Consider the following 12012-nt stretch of genomic DNA (forward strand, 5'->3'; position numbering starts at 1 on the left):
CGCAGGGGGTTAGCGGTTCCATCAACTACCGCTGGGGAGTAATCCCTAGCACCCTGGCTTCCGGCGCAGTGCCGTTGACCAGTGCCTGAGTGGGGCCGTCATAGTAAATACGGCCATCCACCACCAATAAAGTGCGCTCAGCAATGCGGGCGGCGTCATCCAGATTGTGCGACACCATCAACAAGGTCAATTGGCGATTTTCGCAGACGTTTTCGACCAATTGCAGCATTTCATTGCGCAGTGCCGGGTCTAATGCGGAAAAGGGTTCGTCCAGCAGCAGGATGGGTTGGCTGCGCACCAGACAGCGCGCCAGTGCTGCCCGTTGGCGTTGGCCGCCGGAAAGCTGTGCCGGTAGCCGGTCAAGACACTCTTCCAACCCAACTTGTTGCGCAATCTGGCCGAGCAGTAATTTTTGCTCATGATTGAGTTTTAGCCCCGGATGCAAACCCAGCCCAATGTTTTGTTCGACATTCAAATGCGCGAACAGATTATTTTCCTGAAATAACATGGATACCGGCCTTTGGGCGGGCGGTGTTAGGGTATGATCTTGATTATTCAGCAGCATTTGACCACTGGCCGGAGCTAAAAAGCCCGCAATTAAGCTCAATAGCGTGCTTTTACCCGCCCCACTGGGGCCAAGAATAGCCACCCGCTCACCGGCTTGCATGCGCAAATCAAAACGCATCGGTAAGTGGTCGTATAAATAGGTGATTTTCTCAAGCTTTAGCATGGCGGCTCGGCAGTTTTTCAATCAGAGTAAACAGCAGGAAACACAGTAACAGCAGCAGCAGGGCGGTCACCGCGCCATCATTGCTGCGATAAGACCCTATCTGTTGATAGAGATAAAATGGCAGGGTGCGGAAATGTTCGTTACCAAACAGCGCGACCACGCCAAAATCCCCGATAGAAAGCACACTGGCGAAGGCCAACGCTTGAGCCAGCGGGCGTTTCAGCGCCCGTAACTCAATGTGGCGCACACGGTGCCAGCCGCGAATATCCAGTGATAAACACAGCGGCGTATAGCGCTCAGCCAAGTCTCGCATCGGGTTATCCAACACTTTTAATGCATAGGGCACCGCCATCAGCGCATTGGTCAGAATCACCAGTGCATAAGGCGATTGCGGCAAGCCCAGAGTGTCATTGAGCAATAAGAAAAAGCCGGTTGCCAGCACGATCCCCGGCATCGCCAGAATCACCATGCCGCTGATGTCCAATACTTGCCCGTAAGCCGTGTGGTGGCGCAGTTTCAGCTCACGGCTGCTCCATAACAGCATCATAGTCAGAGTGACACACAATAATCCGGCCCCAATAGCGATAGTTAGTGAGGTAAAGAAAGCTTGCCACAGCGCCGGTTGTTGTAGCACGGTCAATATCGTTTTATTGCTGCCATCAATTACAACAGCCAGCAATGGTGGCACCATCAATAATAACGCCGCCCCGATTAACAAGGTATCGCTAATGCGCGACCAGGTACTATCCTGCTGACTGCGCCACTCCTGAGCATGGGTATTCCCCACCGCCAACACTGAACTTAGCCGTTGGCTCAGCACCACCAATCCCAGACAGCAACCCAGTTGAATCAGTGCCAATAATGCGGCGCGCCCTAAATCATAGTCATAACTAAGTGCCTGATAAATAGCCAGTTCGATGGTGGTAGCTTGCGGCCCGCCGCCCAGAGAGAGCACGGTGGCAAAGCTGGCAAAACACAGCATGAAAATCAGCGCGGCAGTCGGCAGAATTTGGCGGCGCAGATAGGGCCACTCGATCCAGCGAAAATGCTGCCAGCCGTTCATGCCCAATTGGGCGGCTAACTGGCGCTGCTCAACGGCAATGCTTTCCAATGACTGCAATAACAAGCGGGTTGCCAGCGGCATATTAAAGAAAATATGCGCCAGCAAAATCCCTTGTAAACCATAGGGCGAGAAGCGGTAATCCACTCCTAGCCAGCCCAATAGTGCCGCCAGCCAACCTTGGCGGCCATAAACCGTCAGGATGCCGAAAATGGCGACCAGCACCGGCAGCACCAATGTCATGGCACATAAGCGCAGCATCAATTGGCGGCCGGGGAAGCGGCGGCGATATAAGGCGCGCGCCAAAAAAATCGCCGGAATAACGGACAGCAGCGCAGAGAGAAACGCCTGCCAGAAAGTGAAGCGAATCACATGCCACAGATAACTGTCATGCCAGATGCTTTGCCAGTCTGCCGCTGGCGCGTGACGCCAGATAGCGGTGAACGCCAGTAAGGCGACACCGGTTATCAGCAAGGCGGCCAGTAGCCCCGGCCATAGCCACGCGGGGATTAGTGGCTGACGGCGGATTGCCATGCTTGAATCCATTTACCGCGATTATCAGCCACGTCTTTTGCATCAAACTGCAAAGCTTTTTGCGGCACGGTGAGTGTTTCAAATCCAGCCGGTAAGTCCATTTTGATTACCGGATACATCCAGTTGCCGGTCGGGATATGATTCTGGAATGCAGGAGTGACCATAAATTGCATAAAGCGCTGGGCCAGTTCCGGTTGTTTGCTGGACGCGACCACACCGGCCACTTCCACTTGCAGATAGTGGCCTTCACTGAAATCAGCCGCCGCATAGTTGTCTTTCTTCTCTGCAATCAGATGATAAGCCGGAGAAGTGGTGTAGCTCAGCACGAAATCCCCTTCACCTTTCAGGAACAAGCCGTAAGCTTCACTCCAGCCTTTGGTCACGGTGACGGTTTTTTTCGCTAATTTCTGCCAGGCTTGCGGGGCTTGGTCGCCATAGACTTTTTGCATCCACAACATTAAACCGAGGCCCGGGGTACTGGTGCGCGGGTCTTGATAAATCACTTTCCACGGTTCTTTGCTGTCGACTAATTCTTGCAGGCTTTTCGGCGGGTTTTTCAATTTATTTTTGTCATACACAAACGCAAAATAGCCATAATCGTAGGGGACGAAAATTTTATTCTGCCATTTTTCTGGCAAAGTCAGATGGCTGGTATCTACCTGACTTGGTACGAATAATCCGGTTTGCTCTGCCGCTTGCAGCAGATTGTTATCTAAGCCCAACACCACATCGGCCTGGCTATTTTTACCCTCCATCCGCAGGCGGTTCAGCAGGGAAACACCATCTTCCAGCGCCACAAATTTAAGCTGACAATCACACTCGGCTTCAAAGGCTTTTTTAATCGACGGCCCCGGGCCCCAATCAGCCGCGAAAGAATCATAGGTATAAACAGTCAAGGTGGGTTTATCAGCAGCGACGGCAGCGGCAGACAGAAAAAACAAGCAGGAAATCATGCGTTTAAACACTTTGCACTCCTTAAAGATAAAGGTGGCAAAGGTATCTGAGGCGGTAAATAACATGAATATCAAGAAGATACAGCGTTATTTTTCTCAAATCCCTCCGCCGGTGTTAACCGGATCAGGTTCGACGGGTTTGCTCTCAGCGAAAAAACTTGCTGCGGTTAGGTTGATCCGGTGTTGGGCAGTACTCGAAATCCTCACGTACTACGTGTACGCTCCGGTTTCTGCGTGCTGTCCGCTTCCGGCTGAACCTACCTCGCGACGTTTTTGTTTCATTGTTAATGGAACGAACCAGTATAAATTCTGGACACGACCACAACAGTTTTTCCGCACCCCGTTGAGACGGCGCTATTGTAGAGTTTAATTGCAGTGGGCGAAAGCGGGTTTAATCCTCTGGTGGCGTAAACCAGGCCGATTTGAAGTCAAACCAGCCGAGTGTGTTCATGCGCACCCCGCGCATACTGTGCTGCCCATATAATTCTAGCCAGTGATGGAACAGTGGGTGAAATTGATTCTGGCTGACCAAACGCTGGCTCCATTCCGCCATTGGCAGAGTATTATTTCGCCATAATTCAACATCTTGGTGCAGTTTTTCATCCAGGCAATATTGCAGCAGCGGCAGCTCATACAAGGTGGCAAACAGGGAAAATTCCAGCGGCAGATAAAAATTGGCGCTGCCGAGCCAGATGTCGCTCTGTGCATCCCCTTGATACCAACTGGCATAATCCACCACATTTATGATCAATTTGACCCCATGTGCCGCTAATAATGTGGCCAATGTTTGGCTGATAGCATCAAACTCTGAATGGTGACTATAAAAAGTCAGTGTCAGTTCGGTCAAACCTTCCGGTTTCGCTTCCAGTACCCTGAGCCGGTTATGGTGCCAGCGCGGTAACATGCCGTAAGCCGGTGACCAGTAGCGTTGGTAAAAAGGGTCGGCATGGCTGAGTAGGGCGACGGGGGTGATGAGTTCACAGAGCCAACGGCGGATATCAGGATTGCAGGTTTGGGGAGATCGCTGGTCGAATAGCAGAAAATAACAGCCTTCTTCCAGCCGGCTTTCCAGCTCATTTTTACTGGTATCATCAGCTTGCAATTGCACACCGGAATAAACCAACTCTTCGGACAGCTCCGGTAATACCCAAATATTGACCTCATCAATAAGTGCGCGAAAACCAAAATAATTATCAAATGCCTGAATTTTCAATTGGCTATGATGATTTCGAATCACGGAATAAGGGCCAGTCCCAATAGGTTGTCGGCGGAAATCCGGCTGATTCTCCCACTCTTGCGGCAAGATCATGGCGTGTACACTGCCCAACAACCACGGCAGCCAGCTGTCCGGGGTACTGAGATGCACATCAATCACATACGGGGTGGGTGAGCGCACCGCGGTGATATGTGAAAACAGCGGTTGGGGGATTAACCGAGTCAGGCTGGTCATCACATCATTCATTTCCAGCTCACGGCCATGGTGAAAATGAATCGCCGGGCGCAAATAAAAGCGCCAATGCAATGGGCTAATGGCTTGCCAGTGATGAGACAAATCCGGCTCCAGTTCCCCATTTTCCTCATTTATCCGCGTCAGACCATTAAAAATCTGCCGCACCATATGGGTTTCTGAGCGGCGCAGCGCGGTGCCGGGTAATAGATTTTGTAAGGGGCGATAATAGAGCACCCGCAGAATATGTTTACCTTGCCGGAAGCTGCGCCCTAACTGAGAGAGCAGCATTTGGCGCACCGCTTTTTTATCCCCGACCAACTGCACCAGTTGATCAATACTTTCTTGTTCCAGTAACTCTTCGGCCCGCTGTTGCTGTAAGGCCAGGCCGGAGCAGAGGAAAGTCAGTTGTGAGCGCTTACCTCGGCCAGCTTCCGCCTGCCAGCTCAGCCATCCCTCTTGCTGCATACTGCCCAATAAGGAACGCACATGGCGGCGCGAGCAACAGAGCACGTCAGCCAGCTCCTGCAAGGTGGTTTCTGTGGGCAAACCGCTAAAACGTTGCCAAAGGCGAATGAACTGCTGTTGCAAGCGGGAGGTAGACATAAAAGGGGAACTCCTCGGCAAACTTCATCAATTTTTCTTTCCCTATATTACGCGGATACTGCTTGTTAATGAAAGCGGGTTAGTCAGCGAATGGGAGGAATAAGATGATTTTTAATTTACAACGTTATTCCACTCATGACGGCCCCGGCATTCGTAGCGTGGTGTTCCTCAAAGGCTGTTCGTTGAGTTGTCGCTGGTGCCAAAACCCCGAAAGCCGCTCACGTGAGCCGGAGATGTTATTTGACCCGCGCCTGTGTTTATCCGGCTGCGATTTGTGTCATCAGACTTGCCCACAAGCAATCCAACATATTGATAATAAAATTGTTATTCATCGCCAGCTATTGGCTGAAGACGACTTTCAAGCACTGAAAACGCGCTGCCCCAGTGGTGCGTTGACGGTGTGCGGTGACCCCATTGATATTGACGGCACTATGGCGATATTGCTGCGCGATTTGCCATTTTATCGGCGCAGTGGTGGCGGGGTGACATTATCTGGCGGCGAACCTTTTATGCAGCCGGAAGTGGCCGCTGAATTATTGCAGCGCTGCCATCAACTGGGCATCCATACCGCGGTTGAATCTTGTTTGCACACCCCGTGGCGCTATATCGCCCCCTCTTTGCCGTGGCTGGATTTGATGCTGGCAGACTTGAAACACACCGATGAGCGCCGTTTTCAACAGTGGACTGGCGGCTCTGCCAAACGGGTGATGGATAACTTCCGCAAATTAGCGGCCGCGGGCACCGATATCACGGTGCGGGTGCCTTTAATCCCGGATTTCAATGCTGACCGCCGCTCGGTACAAGGAATTGTCGATTTTGCTGCGGATGAGATTGGCATGAAAGAAATTCATTTTTTGCCTTATCACACTCTGGGCATCAATAAATATTCGCTGCTGGGTGAAAAGTATCTGGCGGCAAGTACACCTTTGGACTCTCCTTCCCTGCTGGCCTTCGCGGAAAGTTATGCCCGTGAAAAGGGCCTGACGGCAATCTTAAGAGGATGACGCAATGACCACTCTCGATTTGGTAACCTTAAGCGAACGGACAAAACAGCATAAAAACGCGCTGATTCATATTGTAAAACCGCCGGTTTGTACTGAGCGGGCGTTGCATTATACCGAGGCTTATCAACAACATCAGGATAAACCGCTGCCGGTTCGGCGGGCGCTGGCACTGGCCCATCACTTACAGCAACGCACTGTTTGGATTAAAAATGATGAGCTAATTATTGGTAATCAGGCCAGCCAATTACGCGCCGCGCCGATTTTTCCTGAATACACCGTGGGCTGGATTGAGAGTGAAATTGACGCGTTAGCCGACCGCCCCGGTGCCGGTTTCTCAGTCAGTGAAGCCGACAAAACGGTATTACACCAGCTGTGCCCATGGTGGCGCGGGCAAACAGTGCAAGACCGCTGCTACGGCATGTTTACTGATGAGCAAAAAGCGCTGTTGGCGACCGGCATTATAAAAGCCGAGGGCAATATGACCTCCGGCGATGCGCATTTGGCGGTTAACTTCCCGTTATTGCTAGAAAAAGGGCTGGATGGTCTGCGCAGTAAAGTGGCCAGCCGTCGCTCTCGGCTGCAACTGACTGACTGGAGTGACCTGCACAAAGAACAATTCCTGAAAGCGATTGATATCTCGCTGGCGGCTCTGAGCGCACATATTGAGCGCTATGCCACAGTGGCCCGGCAAATGGCGGAAGAAGAAACGCGTGAATGGCGGCGCACTGAACTACAAGAAATCGCCGAAAACTGTGAGCTGATTGCTCATCAGCCGCCGCAAACTTTCTGGCAAGCTCTGCAATTGTGCTATTTCATTCAACTGATTTTGCAAATTGAATCCAATGGTCATTCCGTCTCGTTTGGCCGTTTGGACCAATATCTGTATCCATGGTATCGCCGCGATGTTGAGTTGGAAAACACCCTCAGCCGCGAGCATGCTATTGAGATGCTGCATAGCTGCTGGCTGAAATTGCTGGAAGTGAACAAAATCCGCTCCGGTTCGCACTCCAAGGCCTCGGCGGGTAGCCCGCTTTATCAAAACGTCACTATCGGCGGGCAAAAATTGGTGCAGGGCAAAGCCATTGATGCGGTGAATCCGCTCTCTTATGCGGTGTTGGAATCCTGTGGGCGCTTACGTTCAACCCAGCCGAATCTCAGTGTTCGCTATCATGCCGGTATCAGTGATGATTTCCTCGATGCTTGCGTGCAAGTCATTCGCTGTGGTTTTGGTATGCCTGCATTTAATAATGACGAAATTGTTATTCCCGAATTTATCAAACTGGGTGTCGAGCCGCAGGATGCCTATGATTACGCGGCGATTGGCTGCATTGAAACCGCCGTCGGCGGCAAGTGGGGCTACCGCTGCACCGGTATGAGTTTCATTAACTTCGCCAGAGTGATGTTGGCTGCGTTGGAGCAAGGTCGCGATGCCACTTCCGGCCAGGTGTTCTTGCCACAAGAGCAAGGATTGTCGAAAGGTAACTTTAGCGATTTCTCTCAAGTCATGGCGCAATGGGATGCGCAGATTCGCTATTACACCCGCAAATCCATTGAAATAGAGTGTGTGGTGGACACTATCTTGGAAGAAAACGCCCACGATATCGTCTGTTCAGCGCTGGTGGATGATTGCATTGAGCGCGGCAAAAGTATCAAACAGGGCGGGGCGCGCTACGACTGGGTTTCTGGCTTGCAAGTCGGGATTGCCAATTTGGGTAACAGTCTGGCGGCTGTGCGCAAATTGGTATTTGAACAACAACTTATCAGCCAAAAACAGCTGGCCACTGCATTAGCCAATGATTTTGCTGGTCTGAATGGCGAGCAGCTACGCCAGCATTTGATTAATTCAGCGCCGAAATACGGCAATGATGTTGATGATGTCGACCAACTGTTAGTGCGGGCTTATCAGACTTACATTGATGAGCTGAAGCAATATCACAATACGCGTTTTGGTCGCGGCCCGATTGGCGGCACTTATTATGCGGGAACCTCGTCTATCTCTGCCAACGTGCCATTTGGCGCGGCGACCATGGCAACACCCGATGGCCGTAAAGCGCACAGCCCATTGGCGGAGGGGGCAAGCCCCGCTTCTGGCACTGACCATCTGGGGCCAACGGCGGTGTTTAACTCATTGTCAAAATTGCCAACGGCTTCGATTCTGGGCGGCGTGTTGCTCAATCAAAAGTTGAACCCGTCCACATTGGATAATCCGCGTGACCGCGAAAAGTTGATGATGATGCTGCGCACTTTCTTTGAGGAGTATTTGGGCTGGCATGTGCAATACAACATTGTGTCGCGTGAAACCTTGCTGGAAGCCAAGCAGCACCCGGATCGCTACCGTGATTTAGTGGTCAGAGTTGCCGGTTACTCGGCATTCTTCACCGCGCTGTCGCCGGATGCACAGGACGATATTATCGCCCGCACTGAACATACTTTGTAATTTAGTCTTGCTTTACCGAGTAGCAAAAGTTTCTGAGTAATGGTGTATTTCACCAGCCAGTGGTTTATGCCACTGGCTTTTTTTATTACCTTTCGCACTCGAAGCTGTGGCGTTGTTAGCGACGTTCGCGCACCCGAATCATTGGGATGTGAAATTTATGCGGCTTTTATATTTTTCTCTATATAAATCTGCGCGCTTCTGTAGCATAGCGTTTAATAGCTGTTTCTGGCGCTGGAGCCTGGAATGAAATCTGCATTAACCTTTTCCCGCCGTATCAACCCGGTTTTTCTCGCTTTCTTTGTGGTGGCTTTTCTTTCTGGTATTGCGGGTGCCTTGCAAGCTCCGACCTTAAGTCTGTTTTTAAGCACCGAAGTCAAAGTGCGGCCACTATGGGTTGGGCTGTTTTACACTGTGAATGCTATTGCCGGGATTACCGTCAGCTTTGTGCTGGCCAAGCGCTCGGACTCGCGCGGGGATCGGCGCAAACTCATTATGGTTTGCTACTTAATGGCGGTGGGGAACTGCCTGTTATTTGCCTTTAATCGTGATTATCTGACCTTGATCACCGCCGGAGTGGTGTTGGCCGCCGTGGCTAACACCGCCATGCCGCAAATTTTCGCTCTAGCGCGTGAATATGCTGATAGCTCGGCCCGAGAAGTGGTGATGTTCAGCTCCATTATGCGTGCGCAGCTCTCATTGGCTTGGGTTATCGGGCCGCCGCTGTCATTTATGCTGGCGCTGAATTATGGCTTTACCCTGATGTTCAGTATTGCGGCCGGTATTTTTGTGCTGAGCGCGCTGGTGGTGTGGTTTATTCTGCCGTCGGTGCCGCGGGCAGAGCCGGTAGCGGATGCCCCTGCGGTGGCGCAAGTGAGCTTGTTTGCTGATAAAAACGTGTTGTTATTGTTTATTGCTTCAATGCTGATGTGGACTTGCAATACCATGTATATCATTGATATGCCTTTATATATCACCGCAAACTTGGGGTTACCTGAGCGGTTAGCGGGTTTATTGATGGGGACGGCGGCCGGGCTGGAAATTCCTATCATGTTGTTGGCGGGGTATTCAGTCAGACGTTTTGGTAAGCGCAAAATCATGTTGTTTGCGGTGCTGGCTGGCGTGCTGTTTTATACCGGATTGGTGCTGTTTAAATTCAAAACCGCCCTGATGTTATTGCAGATTTTTAATGCCATTTTCATCGGCATTGTCGCCGGGATTGGTATGCTTTATTTTCAGGATTTAATGCCCGGCAGGGCAGGAGCCGCTACCACGTTGTTTACCAACAGTATTTCAACCGGGGTGATTCTGGCAGGGGTGCTGCAAGGGGTATTAACGGAAACTTGGGGACATGATTCGGTGTATGTCATGGCGATGATTCTCGCCATTCTCTCACTTATCATTTGTGCGCGAGTCAGAGAAGCTTAGCACCCCGCAGGTTCGGGCAGGATAGGGGCGATGGTGTTAATCGCCCGGACAGTTAAACCAATATAATCATGAGAATACCCCCAAAACCCAATGCAGTGATCTTGGGGGAAATTGTTGTTTATTCGACCGGTTTTAATCGGGCCACAAAGTGGCGTAGAACTGGCGGTTCGTAGGTGAAAGTCAAACCTTTGATTTCCTCGGCGCGTGATTTGAGTGAAATCAGTGCATCCGCAATATAGTCCATATGGTCATTGGTATAGACCCGGCGCGGGATGGTCAAGCGCAGCAATTCCAATGGCGATGGTTTTTGTTGGCCGGTTTCCGGATCACGGCCTAGCAACAATGAACCAATCTCCACACTGCGGATTCCCGCCTCCAGATACAGGGCATTATTCAGGGCTTGTGCTGGGAATTGTTCGGCTGGAATATGTGGCAGCAGGATTTTGGCATCAACAAATACGGCATGACCGCCAGTCGGATATTGAATGGGGATGCCGCCAGCCCGCAGGCGCTCGCCCAAATATTCGACCTGACCAATACGGTAAGTCAGGAAGTCTTCATTCATTCCCTCTTCCAGCCCAATCGCCAGCGCTTCCATGTCGCGGCCAGCCAAACCACCATAAGTCACAAAACCTTCCATTGGCACACAACGGATGCGAACGTCGTTGAACAGGTCTTCATCGGCACGGAAACAGCATAAACCGCCAATGTTTACCAGCGAGTCTTTTTTGGCTGACATGGTGAGCATATCGCCATACTGATACATTTCCAGAATGATCTCTTTGATCGACTTATCGCCATAACCCGGCTCGCGCTGCTTGATAAACCAGGCGTTTTCACAGAAGCGGGCGGAGTCAATCACCACTGGAATATTATGCTGTTGAGCAATTCGATATACTTCGCGCATATTACTCATTGAAACTGGCTGCCCGCCGGAGCTGTTGCAAGTGACGGTGGTAATAATTGACACCACATTGTCAGCACCATGCTCGGCAATAGTGGCTTTCAGTTGGTCTAAATCGAAATCCCCTTTCCAGTCATAATAAGTCACAGTATCAAAGGCTTTCGGGGTGACCACGTTGATAGCTTTCGCCCCATTGATCTCAACATGGGCGGCGGTGGTATCAAAGTGGAAGTTGGAAATAAAAACGGGATTCTTGGCTCCCCCTGCTTTTTGTTTTTTGGCAATGAGGCAAGGGAATAGAATTTGTTCCGCGCCGCGGCCCTGATGTGTTGGGATAGTAAATGGGTAGCCAATCAGTTTTTTAACCTGGTCACACAAGTGATAATAGTTACGCGAGCCAGCATAGGATTCATCGCCCATCATTAAGCCAGCCCACTGGCGGTCACTCATCGCCCCAGTGCCAGAGTCAGTCAGTAAATCAATATAAATATCTTCACTGGGGAGTAAGAATGGGTTGTAGCCCGCCTCAATCAGTGCTTTCTCACGATCCTCCCGGTTAGTCATCCGAATATTTTCTACCATTTTAATACGGAAAGGTTCAGGAATGCGTTTCATGGCTTATAACTCCAAATACCCGTCGTACTTGAAACCGCAGGGGCGTTAGCTGCCGACCTGCAACTCCAATGACTTTGGCTATATATTAAAAATGCTGTCATTTAGTGACGAGCGAAAGTCATTATTCGCATCACCTATGACGGCAAAAAAATAAAGAAATGAGATTTTCAGCCGAAGCTGAATAAGCAATGGGGGAATTAACGCGGGAAATCGTTGGCGAGGCGGTAATCTATATTAAACCAAGCTCGGCTATCGCCGGAGATACGTGCTTCGTAACGCAATATAATGCGTGTCATA

The 12012-nt window shown here is 50.9% G+C and carries 9 protein-coding genes; 3 read left to right on the forward strand and 6 right to left on the reverse strand.

The features are described from left to right. Nucleotides 1-25: 25 nt before the first annotated feature. From thiQ to sgrR, 4 genes are all read right to left on the reverse strand, one after another. A complete protein-coding gene (thiQ, locus tag DXZ79_RS03675) occupies nucleotides 26-730 on the reverse strand; it encodes a thiamine ABC transporter ATP-binding protein ThiQ (RefSeq protein WP_038636357.1) in 705 nt (234 codons plus the stop codon). Next, nucleotides 717-2324, reverse strand: coding sequence for a thiamine/thiamine pyrophosphate ABC transporter permease ThiP (thiP, locus tag DXZ79_RS03680; protein WP_038636354.1), 1608 nt, complete (start codon nucleotides 2322-2324; stop codon nucleotides 717-719). The genes thiQ and thiP overlap by 14 nt, the downstream gene beginning before the upstream one ends. Beyond that, the gene (gene thiB, locus DXZ79_RS03685; RefSeq protein WP_050291593.1) at nucleotides 2300-3289 is read right to left on the reverse strand and encodes a thiamine ABC transporter substrate binding subunit; all 990 of its coding nucleotides are present in this window, start codon (nucleotides 3287-3289) and stop codon (nucleotides 2300-2302) included. The genes thiP and thiB overlap by 25 nt, the downstream gene beginning before the upstream one ends. Before the next feature lie 379 nt (nucleotides 3290-3668). Beyond that, on the reverse strand, nucleotides 3669-5330 hold the full coding sequence (sgrR, locus tag DXZ79_RS03690; protein WP_120011116.1) for an HTH-type transcriptional regulator SgrR: 1662 nt from the start codon (nucleotides 5328-5330) through the stop codon (nucleotides 3669-3671). 104 nt (nucleotides 5331-5434) lie between these two features. Here sgrR and DXZ79_RS03695 point away from each other — a divergent pair, with 104 nt between their 5' ends. From DXZ79_RS03695 to DXZ79_RS03705, 3 genes are all read left to right on the forward strand, one after another. Next, nucleotides 5435-6334 carry a glycyl-radical enzyme activating protein gene (locus DXZ79_RS03695; RefSeq protein ID WP_038636345.1) on the forward strand — a complete coding sequence of 300 codons (900 nt, stop codon included), beginning with the start codon at nucleotides 5435-5437 and terminating at the stop codon, nucleotides 6332-6334. A gap of 4 nt (nucleotides 6335-6338) precedes the next feature. Continuing rightward, nucleotides 6339-8771 (forward strand): formate C-acetyltransferase/glycerol dehydratase family glycyl radical enzyme, encoded by a 2433-nt coding sequence (locus tag DXZ79_RS03700; RefSeq protein WP_050291596.1) that lies wholly within the window; start codon nucleotides 6339-6341, stop codon nucleotides 8769-8771. A 243-nt stretch (nucleotides 8772-9014) separates the two neighbouring features. Then, on the forward strand, nucleotides 9015-10196 hold the full coding sequence (locus tag DXZ79_RS03705; protein WP_038636339.1) for a sugar efflux transporter: 1182 nt from the start codon (nucleotides 9015-9017) through the stop codon (nucleotides 10194-10196). A gap of 118 nt (nucleotides 10197-10314) precedes the next feature. On the opposite strand, the gene tnaA is transcribed toward DXZ79_RS03705, so the two are convergent. Further along, entirely contained in the window at nucleotides 10315-11715 is a 1401-nt protein-coding gene (tnaA, locus tag DXZ79_RS03710) for a tryptophanase (protein WP_038636336.1), read from the reverse strand. Nucleotides 11716-11912: 197 nt separating this feature from the next. Further along, on the reverse strand, nucleotides 11913-12011 hold the full coding sequence (gene tnaC, locus DXZ79_RS03715) for a tryptophanase leader peptide (protein WP_071841742.1): 99 nt from the start codon (nucleotides 12009-12011) through the stop codon (nucleotides 11913-11915). Between the last annotated feature and the right edge of the window lies 1 nt (nucleotide 12012).

Source organism: Yersinia rochesterensis (assembly GCF_003600645.1).
Classification (GTDB): domain Bacteria; phylum Pseudomonadota; class Gammaproteobacteria; order Enterobacterales; family Enterobacteriaceae; genus Yersinia; species Yersinia rochesterensis.

Bases quoted from the DNA above. Each gene is read 5' to 3' on its own strand.
- thiQ (WP_038636357.1), bottom strand. From the start codon at position 730: ATGCTAAAGCTTGAGAAAATCACCTATTTATACGACCACTTACCGATG.
- thiP (WP_038636354.1), bottom strand. From the start codon at position 2,324: ATGGCAATCCGCCGTCAGCCACTAATCCCCGCGTGGCTATGGCCGGGG.
- sgrR (WP_120011116.1), bottom strand. From the start codon at position 5,330: ATGTCTACCTCCCGCTTGCAACAGCAGTTCATTCGCCTTTGGCAACGT.
- DXZ79_RS03695 (WP_038636345.1), top strand. From the start codon at position 5,435: ATGATTTTTAATTTACAACGTTATTCCACTCATGACGGCCCCGGCATT.
- DXZ79_RS03700 (WP_050291596.1), top strand. From the start codon at position 6,339: ATGACCACTCTCGATTTGGTAACCTTAAGCGAACGGACAAAACAGCAT.
- DXZ79_RS03705 (WP_038636339.1), top strand. From the start codon at position 9,015: ATGAAATCTGCATTAACCTTTTCCCGCCGTATCAACCCGGTTTTTCTC.
- tnaA (WP_038636336.1), bottom strand. From the start codon at position 11,715: ATGAAACGCATTCCTGAACCTTTCCGTATTAAAATGGTAGAAAATATT.
- tnaC (WP_071841742.1), bottom strand. From the start codon at position 12,011: ATGACACGCATTATATTGCGTTACGAAGCACGTATCTCCGGCGATAGC.